This is a genomic window from Nonomuraea soli (assembly GCF_013761175.1).
GTDB classification, from domain to species: domain Bacteria; phylum Actinomycetota; class Actinomycetes; order Streptosporangiales; family Streptosporangiaceae; genus Nonomuraea; species Nonomuraea soli.
The window spans coordinates 671,203-689,204 of record NZ_JACDUR010000005.1; the positions used below are offsets into that span (position 1 = coordinate 671,203).

General features: G+C 70.4%; 16 protein-coding genes. 7 read left to right on the forward strand and 9 right to left on the reverse strand.

Features of this window, described 5'->3' with window-relative positions:
* Nucleotides 1–100: 100 nt before the first annotated feature.
* From HNR30_RS26340 to HNR30_RS26350, 3 genes are read left to right on the forward strand one after another with little or no spacing between them, the layout of a single operon-like run.
* Nucleotides 101–1,558: a benzaldehyde dehydrogenase gene (locus tag HNR30_RS26340; protein ID WP_181612681.1), complete on the forward strand. Its 1,458-nt coding sequence runs from the start codon at nt 101–103 to the stop codon at nt 1,556–1,558.
* A gap of 14 nt (nt 1,559–1,572) precedes the next feature.
* Entirely contained in the window at nt 1,573–2,355 is a 783-nt protein-coding gene (locus tag HNR30_RS26345; RefSeq protein WP_181612682.1) for an IclR family transcriptional regulator, read from the forward strand.
* A 40-nt stretch (nt 2,356–2,395) separates the two neighbouring features.
* On the forward strand, nt 2,396–3,370 hold the full coding sequence (locus tag HNR30_RS26350) for a LacI family DNA-binding transcriptional regulator (RefSeq protein ID WP_376771759.1): 975 nt from the start codon (nt 2,396–2,398) through the stop codon (nt 3,368–3,370).
* On the opposite strand, the gene HNR30_RS26355 is transcribed toward HNR30_RS26350, so the two are convergent.
* Nucleotides 3,342–4,514, reverse strand: coding sequence for an MFS transporter (locus tag HNR30_RS26355; RefSeq protein WP_181612683.1), 1,173 nt, complete (start codon nt 4,512–4,514; stop codon nt 3,342–3,344). The genes HNR30_RS26350 and HNR30_RS26355 overlap by 29 nt on opposite strands.
* Nucleotides 4,515–4,635: 121 nt before the next feature.
* Here HNR30_RS26355 and HNR30_RS26360 point away from each other — a divergent pair, with 121 nt between their 5' ends.
* Nucleotides 4,636–5,619, forward strand: coding sequence for a DUF5937 family protein (locus HNR30_RS26360; RefSeq protein WP_181612684.1), 984 nt, complete (start codon nt 4,636–4,638; stop codon nt 5,617–5,619).
* Here the strand turns inward: HNR30_RS26360 and HNR30_RS26365 are convergent.
* The 3 genes from HNR30_RS26365 to HNR30_RS26375 are packed head-to-tail and all read right to left on the reverse strand — an operon-like array spanning nt 5,594 to nt 8,647.
* Entirely contained in the window at nt 5,594–6,421 is an 828-nt protein-coding gene (locus tag HNR30_RS26365) for a carbohydrate ABC transporter permease (RefSeq protein WP_181612685.1), read from the reverse strand. The two genes, HNR30_RS26360 and HNR30_RS26365, sit on opposite strands and share 26 nt — an antisense overlap.
* Nucleotides 6,418–7,302, reverse strand: a complete 885-nt coding sequence (locus tag HNR30_RS26370) for a carbohydrate ABC transporter permease (RefSeq protein WP_220133997.1) — start codon at nt 7,300–7,302, stop codon at nt 6,418–6,420. The genes HNR30_RS26365 and HNR30_RS26370 overlap by 4 nt, the downstream gene beginning before the upstream one ends.
* 46 nt (nt 7,303–7,348) lie before the next feature.
* On the reverse strand, nt 7,349–8,647 hold the full coding sequence (locus tag HNR30_RS26375; protein WP_181612686.1) for an ABC transporter substrate-binding protein: 1,299 nt from the start codon (nt 8,645–8,647) through the stop codon (nt 7,349–7,351).
* 626 nt (nt 8,648–9,273) lie between these two features.
* Between HNR30_RS26375 and HNR30_RS26380 the strand changes: the two genes are divergently transcribed.
* The gene (locus tag HNR30_RS26380) at nt 9,274–11,145 is read left to right on the forward strand and encodes an ABC transporter ATP-binding protein (protein ID WP_181612687.1); all 1,872 of its coding nucleotides are present in this window, start codon (nt 9,274–9,276) and stop codon (nt 11,143–11,145) included.
* On the opposite strand, the gene HNR30_RS26385 is transcribed toward HNR30_RS26380, so the two are convergent.
* Both HNR30_RS26385 and HNR30_RS26390 read right to left on the reverse strand, forming a co-directional pair.
* On the reverse strand, nt 11,146–12,603 hold the full coding sequence (locus HNR30_RS26385) for a peptidoglycan D,D-transpeptidase FtsI family protein (protein WP_220133998.1): 1,458 nt from the start codon (nt 12,601–12,603) through the stop codon (nt 11,146–11,148).
* A 36-nt stretch (nt 12,604–12,639) separates the two neighbouring features.
* Nucleotides 12,640–12,999, reverse strand: coding sequence for a MerR family transcriptional regulator (locus HNR30_RS26390; RefSeq protein WP_181612688.1), 360 nt, complete (start codon nt 12,997–12,999; stop codon nt 12,640–12,642).
* Between the two features lie 78 nt (nt 13,000–13,077).
* Between HNR30_RS26390 and HNR30_RS26395 the strand changes: the two genes are divergently transcribed.
* Nucleotides 13,078–14,001 carry an aldo/keto reductase gene (locus tag HNR30_RS26395; RefSeq protein ID WP_181612689.1) on the forward strand — a complete coding sequence of 308 codons (924 nt, stop codon included), beginning with the start codon at nt 13,078–13,080 and terminating at the stop codon, nt 13,999–14,001.
* A gap of 60 nt (nt 14,002–14,061) precedes the next feature.
* Here HNR30_RS26395 and HNR30_RS26400 read toward each other — a convergent pair whose 3' ends face one another.
* On the reverse strand, nt 14,062–14,691 hold the full coding sequence (locus tag HNR30_RS26400; protein ID WP_220133999.1) for a TetR/AcrR family transcriptional regulator: 630 nt from the start codon (nt 14,689–14,691) through the stop codon (nt 14,062–14,064).
* Nucleotides 14,692–14,736: 45 nt separating this feature from the next.
* Between HNR30_RS26400 and HNR30_RS26405 the strand changes: the two genes are divergently transcribed.
* Nucleotides 14,737–16,005: a GH1 family beta-glucosidase gene (locus HNR30_RS26405; RefSeq protein ID WP_181612691.1), complete on the forward strand. Its 1,269-nt coding sequence runs from the start codon at nt 14,737–14,739 to the stop codon at nt 16,003–16,005.
* Here the strand turns inward: HNR30_RS26405 and HNR30_RS26410 are convergent.
* On the reverse strand, nt 15,977–16,972 hold the full coding sequence (locus HNR30_RS26410; RefSeq protein WP_181612692.1) for a zinc-dependent alcohol dehydrogenase family protein: 996 nt from the start codon (nt 16,970–16,972) through the stop codon (nt 15,977–15,979). The genes HNR30_RS26405 and HNR30_RS26410 overlap by 29 nt on opposite strands.
* A 65-nt stretch (nt 16,973–17,037) precedes the next feature.
* A complete protein-coding gene (locus HNR30_RS26415) occupies nt 17,038–17,928 on the reverse strand; it encodes a coiled-coil domain-containing protein (protein ID WP_181612693.1) in 891 nt (296 codons plus the stop codon).
* Nucleotides 17,929–18,002 lie beyond the last annotated feature (74 nt).

Here is an 18,002-nt window from a genome sequence, read left to right on the forward strand (position 1 = left end):
GTTCGCGATACGCACAGCCTGCCCGGTTGACGCCGTAAATGTCCACAGCTTAGCGTCACATTTGCGACCAGGAGTTCGGTAGACGAACAAGGAGCCTCCCATGCAACTCCTCGACCCCAAGATCTGGACGGGATCGGTGTTCAGCGGCGGATGGAGTTCCGCGCGGGAGGACGCGCCGGTGGTGGAACCGGCCACCGGCGAGGAGCTCGGCCGCGCCGGGGTGGCCGGGCCCGAGGAGATCGCGCGGGCCTGCGCCTCGGCGGCGGCGGCCCAGCGCGAATGGGCGGCGACGAGCTTCGAGGAGCGGGCCGCGGTGCTGCGCCGCGCCGGGCGGCTGTTCGAGGAGCACGCCGCCGAGATCCAGGAGTGGATCGTGCGCGAGGCGGGCTCCATCCCGCCCAAGGCGGGCTTCGAGGTGCACGTGGCCGCCCAGGAGTGTTACGAGGCGGCCATGCTGACCTCCCAGCCGCTGGGCGACATCCTGCCCACCGCCAAGCGGCGCCTCAGCCTGGCCCGCCGGGTCCCGGCCGGCGTGGTCGGCGTCATCGCGCCCTTCAACTTCCCGCTCATCCTCGGCATCCGCTCCGTCGCCCCCGCCCTGGCCCTGGGCAACGCGGTCGTCTTCAAGCCCGACCCGCGCACCGCCGTCTGCGGCGGCGTCTCGATCGCGCGGGTGATGGAGGAGGCGGGGCTCCCGGAAGGTGTGCTGCACGTGCTGCCGGGCGGCGCTGAAGCGGGCACCGCCCTGGTCGCCGACCCGCACGTCCGGGTGATCTCGTTCACCGGCTCCACCGCCGCGGGGCGCAAGGTCGGCGAGCTGGCCGCGCGCCACCTCAAGCGTGCTCACCTGGAGCTGGGCGGCAACTCGGCGCTGATCGTGCTGGAGGACGCCGACCTCGAAGCGGCGGTCTCGGCGGCGGCCTGGGGCTCCTTCCTGCACCAGGGGCAGATCTGCATGACCACGGGCCGTCATCTCGTGCACGCCTCGCTCGCCGAGGAGTACGCCGCCCTGCTGTCGGCCAAGGCCGAGGCCATGCCGGTCGGCAACCCCCTGACCGAGCAGGTCGCGCTCGGCCCGATCATCGACGCCGGGCAGCTGGAGAAGGTGCACGCGCTGGTCACCGCCAGCGTCGACGCGGGCGCCAGGCTCGACGCCGGCGGCACCTACCAGGACCTGTTCTACCGGCCCACCGTGTTGTCGCGGGTGCCCACCGCGGCGCCCGCCTTCGCCCAGGAGGTCTTCGGACCGGTCGCGCCCATCGTCTCCTTCAGGGACGACCCCGAGGCCGCCGCGCTGGCCGCCGCCTCGGAGTACGGCCTGTCGCTCGGCATCCTCACCGGCGACCCGATGCGCGGCATGGAGCTGGCCGAGCACATCCCCACCGGCATCGTGCACATCAACGACCAGACGGTCGACGACGAGGCGGTGGCCCCGTTCGGCGGGGTCGGCGCGTCCGGCACCGGTGCTCGCTTCGGCGGCGCCGCCGCTAACATCGAGGCATTCACGGAGACACGCTGGATGACGATGCAGAGCGGGATAGAGCGCTATCCGTTCTAGGTGGGGGTGACCGGATGGCGGAGTCGGCTGAGCACGTGCAGTCGCTGGCGCGCGGCCTGGCGGTGATCCGCGCCTTCGGCTCCGACACCCCGGAGCTCACGCTCAGCGACGTGGCCAAGTCCACCGGCCTGACCAGGGCCGCCGCGAGGCGTTTCCTGCTCACCCTGGTCGACCTCGGCTACGTGCGCACCGACGGCAAACTGTTCGCGCTCACCCCGCGGGTGCTGGAGCTCGGCTACTCCTACCTGTCAAGCCTGAGCCTGCCCGAGGTCGCCGACCCGCACCTCGAACGACTGGTCGCCGAGGTGCACGAGTCCGCCTCCGTGGCGGTGCTCGACGGTCCCGACGTCGTCTACGTGGCCCGCGTGGCCACCTCGCGCATCATGCGGGTGTCGATCAACATCGGCACCCGCTTCCCGGCCTACTGCACCTCGATGGGCCGCGCGCTGCTGGCCGGGCTCGACGACGAGGCGCTCGACACCTACCTGTCCGGCACCGAGCTGCGGGCGCTCACCCCTCGCACGATCACCTCGCCGATGGTGCTGCGCGCCGAGCTCGACAAGGTGCGCAGGCAGGGATGGGTCCTGGTCGACCAGGAGCTGGAGGAGGGGCTGCGCTCGCTGGCCGCGCCGATCCGCGACCGCGGCGGGCGCACGATCGCGGCGATCAACATCTCCTCGCACGCCAGCCGTACCACCGCCCAGTCGGTGCGCCGCGACCTGCTGCCGCCGCTGCTGGCGACCGCGGCCAGGATCGAGGCCGACCTGGAGGCGACGCGAACGGGCCTGCGGGCCTGACAACGTTGTCGACGGCGGCTCGCTGAGCGATGATTCGGTCGTGAGACCGACGATGAACGATGTCGCCCGCGCGGCAGGAGTGGCGCTCAAGACCGTCTCCCGCGTCGTGAACGGCGAGCCGGGCGTCAACGAGTCCACCGCGGCGCGGGTGCGCGAGGCGATCCAGGAGCTCGGCTACAGCCGCAACGAGGGCGCCCGCATGTTGCGCCGAGGCCGCACCGCCACCATCGGCCTGGTCATCGAGGACGTGGGCGACCCCTTCTACGCCGGGCTCAGCCGCGCGGTCGAGGAGAGCGTGATCCGCCACGGATACCTGTTGCTCACGGGCTCCTCTGGAGAGGATCCGGGGCGCGAGCGCGAGCTGGTGCGGGCCTTCTGCGACCGCCGGGTCGACGGTCTGATCGTCATCCCGGCCGGGAGCGACCACACCTATCTGCGCCCCGAGCTCGACGCCGGCACTCCCGCCGTCTTCGTGGACCGGCCGCCGGGGCCGGGCATCGACGCCGACACGGTGCTGTGCGACAACGCGGGCGGCGCCGCCCTGGCCGTCGGCCACCTGCTCAGGCACGGCCACCGGCGTATCGCCTTCCTCGGCGACAGCCCGTCGATCTTCACCGCCACCGAGCGCCTGCGCGGTTACCGCGAGACGCTGGGCGAGCTGTTCGACGAGCGGCTGGTCACGATGCGCCCGGCGACGCTGGAAGGTGTGCGCGCCGACCTCGACCGCATGTTCGCCCTCGACGACCCGCCGACCGCGCTGTTCACCGGCAACGGCCGCTTCACCATGACCACGCTCCGGGCTCTGGCGGGCAGATGGCTGCCGCTGGTCGGCTTCGACGACTTCGAGCTGGCCGACCTGCTCTCCCCCGGCGTCACGGTGGTCGCCCAGGACCCCGCCGGGCTCGGGAGGGTCGCGGCCGAGCTGCTGCTGCGCAGGATCGGCGGCGACGACGGCCCCTCGGAGCACCTGCGACTGCCGGTCAGGCTCATCGTGCGCGGCTCGGTCGAACGCTGAGCAGCGCCACGACCATGCCCACCGCTCCCGCCAGAGCGATCGCCAGGTGCGGCGCGGCCACCTCGCCGACGCCGCCCACCAGCGCCGCGCCCACGGCCTGGCCGGTCATCAGCCCGGTGCTCTGCAGCCCGAACGCCTGACCGCGCACCTGCTCGGGCACCGCGTCGAGGAAGGCACGCTGCAGCCCGAGCGTGTAGGCCAGGCAGGCCGCCGACAACCCCGCGCACACGGCGGCCACCACGACGCCCGGCTGCGCCGCGAAGACCAGCCACGGCAGGCCCATGAGAACGGCCAGCGGCCGTGACAGGCGCTCGCGGGCCGGCGGCGCGAGGAACCTGCCCACGACGAACTCCCCCACGGCCATGCCGCCCGCCGCGATGCCCAGCACCAGGCCGGCCTTCGACCCCAGGTACGGCACCAGCATCGCCTCGGCCCCGGCCAGGAACATCACCGGCAGCCACTGCGCCAGCAGCAGCCCTCGCACCTTCCGGTCGGCGAACAGCCGCCTGTTGACGGCCAGCGAGCCGCCCGCGCCGCCACGGGCCGGACGGTACGGCAGGCCGAGGCGCAGCAGCAGCGCCGAGAGCAGGGCCATGGCCGCAGTGACGGCCAGGGCGTTCTCCGGCCCGGTCAGCGCGATGAAGGCCCCGCCCACCGCCATGCCCGCGATCTGGGAGCCCGCCGAGGTCACGCCCAGCACCGAGCGTCCCAGCACGAAGGCGTCGCCCGGCAGCACCTCGGGCATCATCGCCGACCTCGCGGCCATGAAGACCGGGGTGAAGATCCCGCTCACCAGCACCAGGGCCAGCAGCACCCAGATGGGCAGGCCCGCGAAGGCGATCAGCAGGCAGACCACGACCCGCACCAGCTCGCCCACGATCATGAGCAGCCGCGGCGAGATCCGGTCGGCCAGGTTGAGCAGGAACAGGCCGCCGAAGACGTAGGGCAGCCATCCGGCCATGTAGGCCGCCGCCGACAGGCCGGGCGAGCCGGTCTGGGCGTAGACCAGCACCGACAGGGCGAGCATCTTGACCGAGTCGCCGGTCACCAGGAGGGCGAAGCTGCCGAACAGCACCCGGAACTCGCGGACGGCGAAGACCTGCCCGAAGGTGGCGGCCTGCTCCCCGCCCTGAGTCGTCGTCATCCTGGCTCCTTCGTGTCGGATCGCCCCGGCGGCCGAGGGAGGAGGGCCGCCGGGGCGAGGTACCCGACGATCGTCAGGGCTTGAGGCGCTCGGGGGCGAAAGATTCGGATATAACCGAAAGATGTACCGCCTGGAGGTCTCGCCACAGGACATCGTCGCCAGCCGCTTCGCCATCTCACCGCTCATGGAGACGATGCACTGCCAGTTCGTCCTCGACGGCCAGCATCCGCCGGGGCCGCACCGCCAGTGGCTGGCCCGCTGGCGGGAGCCGTACCTGCGACTGCGCGAGCACCACCTCGGCCTGCGGCTGGCACCCCTGATCACCGGCCTGCGCGGCCCGAACAACGTCGACTTCCTCGCCCCGCCGCCCATCGGCGTGGCGGTCGGCTTCGACGAGGAGATCGCCGCCATGCGGCGGGTGCCGCTGGAACAGGCCCACCAGGAGATCGAGGAGGCGCTCGCCCCGCGACGCGGGATCGACCCCGGGCTGCGGCGCGTCCTGCTCGGGCCGGACGTCGTCGAACTGCTCGCCCAGGCCATGGAGGCGCTGTGGCGGGAGATCCTCAGTACGGCCTGGCCGAGATTCCAGGCCGTCCTCCAGCGCGACATCGTGCACCGGGCCGGGCAACTGGCCGCCTACGGCTGGGCGGCGGCGCTCGGCGACCTGAGCGAGCACGTCCGATGGGTGCCACCCGGGCGGATCGAGATCGACATGCGCAGCGACGGCGACATCAGGCTCGACGGGCGCGGCCTGCTGCTCGTCCCGACCGTGTTCGGGTTCGACGTGGGCGCCTACCTGGAGGAGGCCTGGCCGTACGCGCTGGTCTACCCGGCCAGGGGCGTGGCCGCCGACCTGCCCTCCCACCACGACCTGACCGGGCTGATCGGGCGCAGCCGTACACGCATCCTGCTCGAACTGGCGAGCCCGGCGACCACCACGCAGCTCGCGGTCCTGCTGGAGCAGAGCCCCGGCACCGTCGGCGAGCACATCGCCGCCCTGCGCGGGGCCGGGCTGATCAGCGGGGCCCGCTCGGGGCGGCACGTGCTCTACAGCCGCACGCTCCTGGGCGAGGCGCTGGTCAGCCCTTCAACGCTCCAGCCATGAGCCCGCGCATGAAGAAGCGGCCCAGGAAGACGTAGATCAGCATCGTCGGGATGGAGCTCAGGATCGCCGCGGCCATCTGCTGGCTGTACGGCGTGGCCTGCGCGCCGGCGATGTTGTTGAGCATCACGGTGGTCGGCCAGTTCTGCGGGCTGGCCAGGAAGACCGCGAACAGGAAGTCGTTCCAGAGCGAGGTGAACTGCCAGATGATCACCACGGCGATCGCCGGCCCGCTCACCGGCAGCACCACCGACCAGTAGGTGCGCAGCATGCCCGCGCCGTCGACGCGGCTGGCCTCGATCAGCTCCGTCGGGATCGTCACGTAGTAGTTGCGGAAGATCAGCGTGCAGATCGGGATGCCGTAGACGACGTGCGCCAGGATCAGGCCGGGAAGGCCGCCGTAGAAGAAGCCGCTCGCGCCCACCGCCTCGTCCAGGTTGATCAGCAGCTGGACCAGCGGGATCATCACGCCCTGGTACGGGATGAACATGCCGAACAGGAAGAGCGTGAACAGCACGTCGGCGCCCGGGAAGCGCCATTTCGACAGCACGTATCCGTTCATCGAGCCGAGCGCGCAGGCCAGGATCGAGCCGGGCACGGCCAGCAGGATCGAGTTCCAGATGCCGGGGCGCAGCTTCTCCCAGGCCACGCCCCACGCCTCGAAGGTCCAGGTCTGCGGCAGGTTCCAGGCCTGGCTCGGGTCCGCCTCCGTCAGGGGCTTGAAGCTGGTGGCCAGCAGCACGTAGACGGGGATCAGGAAGATCAGCACGAAGGCCAGCAGCAGGATGAAGCGGACGGCCCTCAACGGTCCTTCTCCTTACGCACCGACCAGACCAGGTAGGGGATGACGAAGATCGCCACGGCGAGCACGATGTAGGCGGCGATGGTCGCGCCCTTGGCCGGATCGTCGGAGTCGAAGACCGTCACCCACATGAACACCGCGGGCACGTCGGTGACGATCTGCTTGCCCGACACCGCCATGATCAGGTCGAAGACCTTCAGCGAGATGTGGCCCAGGATGATCAGCGCCGACAGGGTCACAGGACGCAGCAGCGGCAGCACCACGTGGCGGTAGACGCCCCACTCCGTGCAGCCGTCGACCCGCGCCGCCTCCCTCAGCTCCTCCGGCACCCCGCGGAAGCCGGCCAGGAACAACGCCATGACATAGCCCGACATCTGCCAGACCGCCGGGATCGCCATCGCGGCCATGCCCCAGTCCTGGTCGCGGAACCACGCCCACTGCGGCAGCCCGACCGCGTCGAACAGCCGGTTCAGGCCGACGGCCCGCTCGCCCTGACCCGAGTTCATCAGCCAGCGCCACACGATGCCGGTGGCGATGAACGAGACGGCCATCGGGAACAGGTAGATCGTGCGGAAGGTGCCCTCGCCCCTGATGCCCTTCTCCATGAGGAACGCCAGGAACCAGCCGAGCACCAGCGCCCCGACCACGAAGACGACCGTGAACTTGATCGCGTGCTCGACCGACAGGTGCCATCGGGGCTGGTCCCAGATGGCGATGAAGTTCTCCAGCCCGACGAACTGCTCGTCCTGCTGCCTGCTCGTGTGCTTGTCGGTCATCGCCAGGCGGAAGTTCCAGCCCAGCATGCCGTACACGAACACGCCGATCGCCACGATCGAGGGCGCGACCAGGAGCAGTCCGGGCAACCAGGTGCGTGCCCTTCGCAAGATCTCTCCCTCAGTGAGGCGGGCCCCCTCTCGGGGGCCCGCGCTGCTACTGAATGTTGGCCTTCGCCGCGTCGTCGAGCGCCTTCTGCAGGCCGGCGACGTCCTTCGTGCCCATGAACAGGCCCACCGCCTCGCCGATCGCCGCCAGGTGCGGCTGGCTCACCGAGACGCCGTGCTGGATGGATCCGGCCAGCTTGTTGCCGCCCCAGTCCTTCAGCGCGTCGGCCAGGTAGTCGGTGTAGAGACTCGTGTCGGCGTCCTTGCGGGCCGGGATCGAGCCCTTCTTCGGGTTGAAGGCGTCCTGGCCCTCCTTGCTCGCCGCGACCTTCAGCCAGGCGAGCGCGCCGTCACGGTTCTTGGCGCCCTTGGGGAGGGTGAAACTGTCGGACAGCCACATGTAGGTGCCCTCGGTGCCGGGCGAGGGGGCCCAGTCGAAGTCGGTCTTGGAGGCCTTGCCCAGACCGCCGTCCGGAGGGTTGTGGAAGTAGCCGTAGGCCCAGTCGCCCATGATGTTGAAGGCGGCCTGGCCGTCGGCGACCTGCTTGGCGGCGGGCTGCCAGTCGTCCTGCGGGTCGCCCGCGTACTCCATGATCTTGGCGAACTTCTGCAGCGCCGTGGTCACCTCGGGACCCGCCCAGTTGCCGCCCGGCTTGAACAGGGCGTTGTAGGCGTCGGTGCCCATCGAGCCGAGCATGACGTTCTCGAGCAGGTGGGCGACGGTCCACTCCGAACCGATCGACAGCGGGATCTTGCCGGTGGCCTTGACCTTCTCCAGGGCGGCGATGAACTCGTCGATCGACTTCGGCGCGCCCGCGAGGCCGGCTTCCTTGAGGATGGCCGGGTTGAACCACAGGACGTTCGAGCGGTGGATGTTCACCGGGACCGAGTAGATCTGGCCGTCGACGCTGATCTGCTCGATCAGCTGCGCCGGGAAGACGTCCTTGAGCTTGAGCTCGTCGTAGAGGCTGTTGAGCGGCTCCAGCTTGCCGTCCTTGATGTAGCCCTGGAGCTCGGCGCCCGCGTGACCCTGGAAGGTGTCGGGGGGCTGGTTGCCGTCGAGCTTCGTCTTCAGCAGGGCCTTCGCCTTGTCACCCGAGCCACCGGCGACGGCGGCGTCGAAGAAGGTGAACTGGGTGTTCTGCTTCTCGAAGATCTCTCTCATGGCCTTCAGGCCGTCGGCCTCACCCGGGCCCGTCCACCAGGAGAAGACCTCCACCTGTTTCTTGGAATCGCCGCCCGCCGCGCCCGTCGCCTGCGTTCCCGACGGGGTCTGGTTGCCCCCTCCGCAGGCGGCCAGGCCCAGTAAGCCGGCCATCGCGATGGTCGCTAACCACTGTCGTCGCATCGCACACCGTCCCTTTCACAACCCCGAGCGGTCGTCAGGTGACAACGTTGTCAGTAGGGCAATCAACCCACTTCGCGGACTACGGCGTCAAGGAGCTACGGATAACAGGTCCGCATAGAAGGGGAGCGCTCTCCGCCCTACACACCGGCTCACGGAGTATGTAGCGGGGCCTCCTGGGGGTGAAGTGTTGGGCGGGCCCGAGCCCTGCGCGACATCTGTGGGGGCAGTCCCGCTGTCGCTGCTTTTTTGGGCGGGCTCGAGCCCTGCGCGACATCTGTGGGGGCAGTCCCGCTGTCGCTGCTTTTTGGGCGGGCCCGAGCCCTGCGCGACTCGGGCCCGCTGTCGCGTGTCGGCGGCCAGAACCTCCACCCCTCCGAGGAGGCCAAGGCCGCGGGGGACACGCGACGTCCCCGATCGATCGGGCCGCGGCCGCGATCCCAGGCTCGCCCGGGGCACGGGGGCGGGGGTCGCGGACACGCGGCCGATCACACTGAGAACGCTAGGCCCGCACAGCCCCGAGCACATGGGCCGACTTCACCATTCGACGGTGTATCCCAAGTTGTGTAGGCACCCGACCATGTATGCAGGCCATCGGAAGTGTCAGTGCACGAGCGCACACTGGAAGGATGGCCGAAGAACCGTTAGACCTCGGCGAGGTCACCTTCTCCGACTGGCACGCCCATACCGGCACCCTCACCGGGCTGCGTTTCCTCACGATGGCCCGCCGCCTGCCCGCGCTGATCCGCCACGCGATGCGCCTGGCCTGGCAGGCAAGCCCCCGCGACACGACGGTCACGATCGGGCTCAACCTGGTCAGCGGCGTCTTCACCGCCTTCGGCCTGCTCGCCACCACCGGTGTGCTCGACGCTCTCTTCAGCCAGGGTCCCACCCCCGACCGGGTGCGGGCCGCGCTGCCGAGCCTGGCGCTGGTGGCCGCGGCGGCGGCGCTGCGCGCGTCGACGCAGGCGCTGGCCGGGTGGGCGCAGTCTCGCCTGTCCCCGCAGATCTCCCGCCTGGCCGAGGGGCGGCTCTACGACCTGACGGCGCAGGTCGAGCTGGTCGCCTTCGACGATCCCGAGTTCCATGACGCCTTGGAGCGTGCGCGGGCTCGTGGGGCAGACAACGCCCACGCGGTGGTCTCCACGGCGATCAACGTGGTCACCGCCCTGGTGAGCCTGACCGCGGTGGCCGGCGTGCTGGGCGTGCTGCATCCGGTGCTGCTTCCGCTGCTGCTGCTCGCGGTGCTTCCCGACGCGTGGGCGGCGGTGCGCACGGCCAAGATGCGCTATGCCGCCAACTTCGCGGTCATTCCCGCCATGCGCCGCAAGTGGATCATCGCCGACCTCATGGGCGGCCGGCATCCGGCGGCCGAGGCCAGGTCGTTCACCATGCGCGGCTTCCTCACCCGGATGTACGACGCCGTGGCGCGGGCCGAGCAGGACGTGATGCTCGACCTGGCCAGGAGGCGCACGGTGGTGCAGCTGATCGGCCAGGGGCTGGGCGGGCTCGGCACCGGCATGGTCTACGCGGCGCTCGGGGTGATGTTGTGGCTGGGCACGATCCCGCTGGCGATCGCGGGCACCGCCGTGCTGGCGATCAGGCAGGGGCAGAACTCCCTGGAGAACCTGATGTACGCCACCAACCGCCTCTACGAGGAGGGGCTGTACTTCACCGACTTCCTCGACTTCTGCGCGGCCGCGGAGAAGCGCCTGCCGCGCAGCCGGTCACAACTCGCGCCGCGCGAGTTCGCCACGATCGCCGCCGAGGACGTGCACTTCACCTATCCGGGCAGCGACTCCCCCGCCCTGCGCGGCGTCTCGATCGAGATCAACCGGGGCGAGGTCATCGCCTTCGTCGGGGAGAACGGCTCGGGCAAGACCACGCTCGCCAAGATCCTCTCCGGCCTGTACGAACCCGGCGTCGGCCGGGTCACCTGGGACGACATCGACGTCGCGCAGGTCGAGCCCGAGCAGCTCAGGAGCCACATCGCGGTGATCGCCCAGGACCACACGCGCTGGCCGCTGACCGCCCGCTACAACATCACGATGGGCACGGACAAGGGCCAGGAACAGCTCGAGGCCGCGGCCAGGGTCGCCGGGGCCGACGAGGTCGTGGCCGACCTGCCGTACGGCTATCGCACACTGCTCGACCGGCGCTTCAAGGACGGCCAGGAGTTGTCGGGCGGCCAGTGGCAGCGCATCGCCGTGGCACGGGGCTTCCACCGCGACGCCACGCTGCTGATCTGCGACGAGCCCACCGCGGCGCTCGACGCCAGGGCCGAGCACGCCCTGTTCGAGCGCATCCGTACCCATGCCGACGGCCGGACGGTCCTGCTGATCACTCACCGCCTGGCCAGCGTGAGGTACGCCGACCGGATCTACGTGCTCGACCGCGGCAAGGTGGTGGAGCAGGGCTCGCACCGGCAGCTGATGGTGCTCGACGGCCTCTACGCCGAGCTGTACAACCTCCAGGCCTCCGCCTACCAGGCGGGTGTGTAGTCACGAGAGGGCGGCCTCCATGATGGCCCTGGCGATGGGCGCGGCGACCGAGCCTCCGCTGCCGGCGTTCTCGACCACCACCCCCACCGCCACCGCCGGGGCGTCGGCGGGGGCGAAGGCGGTGAAGACCGCGTGGTCGGCAGCCCCGGGCACGTTCTCCGAGGTGCCGGTCTTGGCGGCCACGGCCACCCCGGGGATGGCGGCGCCGGTGCCGGTGCCGCCCGGCTGGGTGACCGCGACCATCATGGTGGTCAGCTCGCGCGCCTCCATGACCCCCATGGTGGTGCGGTACTCCGCGGGCTCGGCCCGCGAGATGAGCGTGCGGTCCGGCAGCCTGATCTCGTCGACCAGGTAGGGCGTCATCAGCACGCCGTCGTTGGCGACGGCGGCCGAGAGCATCGCGACCTGGAGCGGGGTGGCCCGGACGTCGTACTGCCCGATCGCGGCCATGGCCAGCTGGGCCTGGTCGAGCTGCTTGGGGAAGACGCTCTCCGACACCGGCATCGGCACCGACAGGCCCCCGGCGTCGAAGCCGAAGCCCTCGGCCTGGTCGCGCAGCACGTCCTGGCCGAGTTGCAGGCCGATGGTGGCGAAGGCGGTGTTGCAGGAGGTCTGGAAGGCGTACGTCAGGGTGGGGCGGTCGTCGCCGCAGGGCTCGCCGCCCGCGTTGCCCAGGGAGGTCGAGGTTCCCGGCAGCGTCATGCGCCGGGGCGCGTCGATCTGCGTGGCGGGGGTGTACTCCCCCGAGGTCAGCGCGGCCGCCGCGGTGACCACCTTGAAGGTGGAGCCGGGCGGATAGGTCTGGTTGAGCGCCCGGTTGAGCAGCGGCTCGGCGGGGTCGTCGCGCAACGCGGAGTCCGCCTGGGCCAGCTTGGCGCTGTCGAAGGTCGTGTAGGCGTTGGGGTCGTAGGTGGGTGTCGAGACCATGGCCAGGATCGCGCCGGTGGCGGGGTCGATCGCGACGGCCGCCCCGCGCCTGCCCGTGGCCCGCAACGCCTCGTAGGCGGCCTCCTGCACCCGCGCCTCGATGGTCAGGCGCAGGTCGGCGCCGGTGAAGTCGCCGTCCTTGACCACCGAGCGCACCTTGACCTTGGGGTCGCTTCCCGACAGCTGGGCGTCCTCGGCCCGCTCCAGGCCGGTGGCGCTGTAGAGCGAGACGTGCCCGGTGACGGCGGCGTAGTGCCCGGCCCGCGGGTAGTGCCGCCGGTAGGTGTACTTGGCGTCCTCGGTGCGCACGCTGCGGGCGATGACCGTGCCGTCGGAGGTGAGGATGTCGCCGCGAGGATTGTCGAAGCGGGCGATGATCCGCCGTTCGTTGCGCGGGTCGGCGTTGAGCGAGTCGGCGCGGAAGGCCTGGATGTAGGTGATGTTGGCCATGAGCAGGAAGAGCATCCCCGCGCACATGAGGGCGACGCGGCGGAGCGGGATGTTGATCCTCTTCGCCCTGGGTCCTGCCATACGCCCTGGTCTAACAGCCGGACCACCGGGTTCCGGCTACACGACGCTGCGATAATAGGAAATCTTGGTGCGAATGTAGCGCTGCTGGGCTCGCTGCTGGGCGATCTGTTCCTCGACCCGGCGGTCGTGCTCCTCCAGGAGCTTGATCCGGTCGGTGATGGTGTGGTCGCCGGCGCGGACGAGTTCGGCGAAACGGAGCATCTCGGCGATCGGCATACCGGTGTCACGCAGGCAGCGGATGGTGCCGAGCCAGCTCACATCGTGTTCGGTGAAGCGGCGCTGACCCGCGGCGTTACGCTCCACGCGGTCCAGCAGGCCGATCTTCTCGTAGTAGCGCAGGGTGTCGATGGAGAAGCCGGTCTCCTCGACCACCTCGGCGGGGGTGTAGACACTCACGCTGCGATTGTCCCACCTGGAGTGAGCTCCAGGTCAACCGGTTGACCTGGAGCTCACTCCAGCTGACACGGTTCTCGCATGACCTTCGCACTGGGCACGATTCCCCTGGGTACCACCGTCTCCCCCGAGGACTCCTTCGCGATCCTCGACCGGTTCGCCGAGGCCGGCGGGACGATGCTGGACACCGCCAACAACTACCCGTTCTGGAACGAGGGCTGCACCGGCGACGAGAGCGAGGCGACCATCGGCGCCTGGCTCGCCGCCCGCGGCAACCGCGACGGCGTCTACCTGAGCACCAAGGGCGGCGCCCGCCCCACGGTGCCGGGCGACCGTACCCTGGCCTCCGCCGAGGGCGTCACCGGCAAGGCGCTGCGCGCGGCGATCGAGGGCAGCCTGAAGCGGCTCGGCGTGGATCACGTCGACCTCTACTGGACCCACATCGAGGACCGGGAGACGCCGCTGGAGGACACGCTGGAGGCGCTCGACGAGTTCCACCGCACGGGCAAGATCCTCAAGGCGGGGTCGAGCAACATGCCCGCCTGGCGCGTGGAGCAGGCCCGCGGCGTCTCGCGTGCGCACGGCTGGCTGCCCTACACCCACCTGCAGCTGCGCTTCACCTATCTTCAGCCGCGTCCCGGCGCGCTCCTGCGCGAGATGGGGCACAAGCTCGCGACCGCCGAGACGCTCGGCTACGTGCGGCACGCCCCCGACCTGACCCTGTGGGCCTACAACACCCTGATGTTCGGCTCCTACACGAACCCCGACAAGCCGATCGACCCCGCCTACGACCACCAGGGCAGCACGGAGCGCCTCAAGGTGCTGCGCGGGGTCGCCGCGGAGCTGGGCGCCACCGTCAACCAGGTGGTCCTGGCCTGGCACCGGCGTCAGGGGATCGTGCCCATCGTGGGCGTGACCCGCATGGAGCAGCTCGAGGAGGCCATCGGCGCCGCCCAGATCGACCTCGACGACGAACTCTTCGCACGTCTGGAGGACCCGGCGTGAGGAACGGCACAGTGGTGATCGGCAGCGGCGGCGCGTGGTTCGTCCCCCGCCACGAGCTCGTCAGGCGGTCAGGTGCTCGGCGAGGTAGCGCCTCACCAGATGCTTGCACTCGGCGATCAGATCGGGATCCCCGTCGGGGTGCACGCGGAAGGCCAGCTTGAGCACGGCGTCGGTGGCCTCGACCGCGACCAGCAGGGCCCGGTCGGCCGCGGTGCCGACCGGAGCGCCGAGCAGGTCGCGCAGCCGGTCGGCGACGACGGCGTTGTTCTCCAGCGCGGCGTCGAGCATGCGGTTGGTGCCGGGGACGGCGGGCCCGCCGGGGGTGGGCAGCACCTCTCCGAAGTCGACCACGGCGAAGCCAGGGGTGCTGCGCTTCATCTCGACGAACTCGTCGATGGCCAGGTCGACCAGGTCGGTCCAGTGTTCGGGAGCACGCCGGGCGATCTGGTCGGCCACGCGGGCCAGGAAGGCCTCCAGGTTGCGCAGCGCCAGAGCGCGCACGAGGCCGCGTTTGTCCTGGAAGAACTGGTAGAAGGTGCCGATCGGCACCTCGGCGCGGCGCGCGACCTCCTTGGTGGTCAGCGCGTCGTAGCCCACCTCCCCGAGCAGCGCGGCACACTCGTCGAGCATGCGCTCGACGCGCTCGACACTGCGTCGCTGGGCTGGACGGCGGCGGAGGGTACTCGTCATGCCTCCATCCTGGCTCATTACCGATCAGTAGGCTTAACATGAGCCATGCACACGTTCCTCTGGGGTACGGCCACGGCCTCCTACCAGATCGAAGGCGCCGCTCACGAGGACGGGCGCGTGCCCTCGATCTGGGACACCTTCTCGCACGAGCCGGGCCGTACGCGTGACGGCCACACCGGCGACGTCGCCTGCGACCACTACCACCGCTGGCCCGAGGACGTGGCTCTGATGAAGGAGCTCGGCGTCAACGCCTACCGCTTCTCCATCGCCTGGCCCAGGGTCATGGGCGGCCCCGCCGGGCTCGACTTCTACGAGCGCCTCGTCGACGCCCTGCTCGACGCCGGGATCACGCCCACGCCCACGCTCTTCCACTGGGACCTGCCCCAGGAACTGCAGGACCGGGGCGGCTGGCTGAACCGCGACACCGCGCACCGCTTCGCCGGCTACGCCGCCCAGGTCGCGGCGAGGCTGGCCGACCGCGTCTCCACCTGGATCACGCTCAACGAGCCGTTCGCCCACACCATCGAGGGACACGCCCTCGGGGTGCACGCCCCCGGCCAGGCACTCATGCTCGACTCGCTGCCCGTCGCCCACCACCAGCTGCTCGCGCACGGCCTGGCCGTACCCGCCCTGCGCGCGGCCGGGGCGGAGCAGGTGTGGATCACCCAGAACTGCTCGCCCGCCTGGGCCGCCACCCCGGCCGACCAGGCGGCCGCCGACGCCTACGCCACGCTGCACAACTGGCTCTTCAACGACCCGGTGCTGCTGGGCCGCTACCCGGATCTGTCGGCGTTCGGGGTGGAGCCGGACTTCGTGCGAGACGGCGATCTGGAGATCATCTCGGCGCCCATCGACGGCCTGGGCATCAACTACTACAACCCCACGCTGCTCGGCTCGCCGACCGGTGACGGCCTGCCCTTCGACCTGCTGGAGATCACCGGCTACCCGACCACCGCGTTCGGCTGGCCCGTCGTGCCCGACGGGCTGCGCGAGCTGCTGATCTCCTTCAAGGACAGGTACGGCACGGCGCTGCCGCCCGTCTACATCACCGAGAACGGCTGCTCCTCCGACGAGCCCCTGGACGACCAGGAGCGCGTCACCTTCCTGGAGGGCCACCTCGCCGCGCTCGACCAGGCCAGGGCCGAGGGGGTGGACGTGCGCGGCTACTTCGCCTGGTCGCTGCTGGACAACTTCGAGTGGGCCGAGGGTTACCACCAGCGGTTCGGCCTGGTGCACGTCGACTTCGAGACGCAGCGCCGTACACCGAAGGCTTCCTACCACTGGTTCAGGAAGTACCTCGAAGATCGACGATGATCTTGCCCACCTGCTGGCCGGCCTCCAGGTAGCGGTGGGCCTCGACGATGTCGTCGAGGGAGAAGACGCGGTCCACGGCCGCCTCGAACACGCCGTCGCGCAGCCCGGAGGAGACGAAGGCGACGGCCCTGCGCAGCCGCTCGGGGTCCGTGGTCGTCTCGTGCACGGTGTAGGTGCGCACGCTCAGCGCCGGCATGCCCAGCTCGAAGCCGGGATAGGGGGTGGGCAGGCCGCTCAGCAGGCCGTACAGCAGGAGCGTGCCGCCGGGGGCGACCACCCTGGCCAGCTCCAGCACGCCGGGGCCGGCGACGGCGTCGAAGACGATCTCGGCGCCCCTGCCGCCTGTCAGCTCCAGCACCCGCGGGGCGACCTCCTCGGCCGAGGTCACGATCACCTCGGCCGCCCCCGCCTTCAGCAGCGCGGCCTTCTTGGCCTCCGTGCGGGTGGTGGCGATCGGGATCGCGCCGACGCGGTTGGCGACCCTGATCGCGGCCAGGCCGACGCTGCTGGAGGCGGCGGTGATCACCACCGTGTCGCCCGCCCGCAGCCCGCCCTCCACCAGCGCGCCGTACGCGGTCAGGTAGGGCATCCACACCGCCGCGCCCGCCACCGCGTCGACACTCTCGGGGCGGTGCACCACGGCCGAGGCGGGGACGATCGCCCGCTCGGCATAAACGCCGTAGTCGTTCATGGAGAAGGCGGGCACCACGCTGACCGCCTGGCCGGGCTCGAACCCCGGCGCGTTCGACGTCAGCACCACACCCGCGGCCTCCGCTCCCAGCAGGGACGGGAACCGCTCGACCGGCACGATGTAGTTCCCGCTGCGGAAGAGGGCCTCGGCGCGGTTGAGCCCGATCGCCTCCACCTGGATGAGCAGCTCACCCGGGCCGGGCTCGCCGACGGGCACGTCGTCGAGCTTCAGCACCTCGGGCCCGCCCAGTTCGTGGAAGCGCACAGTCCTGGTCATCACGACACTCCAAGCATTAGTACGACGGCCATCGAAGTTCGATGACCGTCGTACTATAACCCGTATCAGAAGACCGAGACGTGCACGTGGTCCCAGTGGTTGGCGGTCACGCCGCCGCGGTCGGACATCGGATCCCAGCCGCCACCCGAGCGGATGTCGTAGTAGCGCTGCTTCCAGATGATGTACATCACGCCGAGCTGCTGCCCGTTGTCGATGAGGTACTGGGCGATCTGGTCACCCCAGTGGGCGGAGTCGCCGCTGGCCATCTGCCCGCCCAGCGTCATCATGAAGTCGCACGCCCGGCCCTTGCCGTGCTCGCCGGGGTCGCCCGCGCGGAAGCAGCCGACGCTCTTGACCGGGAAGTTCGAGGTCACCGCGTTGCGGACGGCGATCATGCGGGCCGTCAGCCCGCCGCCCGAGGTCGGCGGCTGGAAGCCGAACTTGGTGAGCAGCTGCTGCACGTCGCGCCGCTTGCCCTGCATCTTCTTGATCTCGGCCTCGAGCTTGTCGACCTTCTCGGAGGCAGCCGTCCTGGACGCCTTGGCTTCCTTGATCAGCTCCTTGAGCCGCTTGACCTGGTCGGCGCGCTCCTCGGTCAGATACGACAGGCTCGCAGCCCGCCCGAGGACCTTGTACGGATCACCGGCGCCCAGCAGCCGGGAGGGGTCCATCGGGCCGGTGATGTAGCTGGTCTGCGCCATGGCGGTGACGTCGCCCCTGGCGTCGGCCAGCATCTTCTCCAGCCTGGCCGTCTGCGTGTTGGCGCTCTTGATCTGGACCTTGATCTCTTCGAGGCTCTGGATCTGGCCCCGGTACAGCTTCTCGAGCTGGGCGGCCTGCTTGGTGAGGCGCTTGACCTTGGCCGGGTCGGGATCGGCGAGGGCCGGCTGGGAAACCGGGCTGGCCAGGAGCATGGCAAGGACGGCGAACGACACGGCGATACGGCCGGATCTCACGCTCGTCCTCCCCTCAAGCGACGGGCGAAACTATAGGAGGTGATCTTGATCTCTGCCACCTGAACGGGGGAACT

Bases quoted from the DNA above. Each gene is read 5' to 3' on its own strand.
- HNR30_RS26340 (WP_181612681.1), top strand. From the start codon at position 101: ATGCAACTCCTCGACCCCAAGATCTGGACGGGATCGGTGTTCAGCGGC.
- HNR30_RS26345 (WP_181612682.1), top strand. From the start codon at position 1,573: ATGGCGGAGTCGGCTGAGCACGTGCAGTCGCTGGCGCGCGGCCTGGCG.
- HNR30_RS26355 (WP_181612683.1), bottom strand. From the start codon at position 4,514: ATGACGACGACTCAGGGCGGGGAGCAGGCCGCCACCTTCGGGCAGGTC.
- HNR30_RS26360 (WP_181612684.1), top strand. From the start codon at position 4,636: ATGTACCGCCTGGAGGTCTCGCCACAGGACATCGTCGCCAGCCGCTTC.
- HNR30_RS26375 (WP_181612686.1), bottom strand. From the start codon at position 8,647: ATGCGACGACAGTGGTTAGCGACCATCGCGATGGCCGGCTTACTGGGC.
- HNR30_RS26380 (WP_181612687.1), top strand. From the start codon at position 9,274: ATGGCCGAAGAACCGTTAGACCTCGGCGAGGTCACCTTCTCCGACTGG.
- HNR30_RS26385 (WP_220133998.1), bottom strand. From the start codon at position 12,603: ATGGCAGGACCCAGGGCGAAGAGGATCAACATCCCGCTCCGCCGCGTC.
- HNR30_RS26395 (WP_181612689.1), top strand. From the start codon at position 13,078: ATGACCTTCGCACTGGGCACGATTCCCCTGGGTACCACCGTCTCCCCC.
- HNR30_RS26400 (WP_220133999.1), bottom strand. From the start codon at position 14,691: ATGACGAGTACCCTCCGCCGCCGTCCAGCCCAGCGACGCAGTGTCGAG.
- HNR30_RS26405 (WP_181612691.1), top strand. From the start codon at position 14,737: ATGCACACGTTCCTCTGGGGTACGGCCACGGCCTCCTACCAGATCGAA.
- HNR30_RS26410 (WP_181612692.1), bottom strand. From the start codon at position 16,972: ATGACCAGGACTGTGCGCTTCCACGAACTGGGCGGGCCCGAGGTGCTG.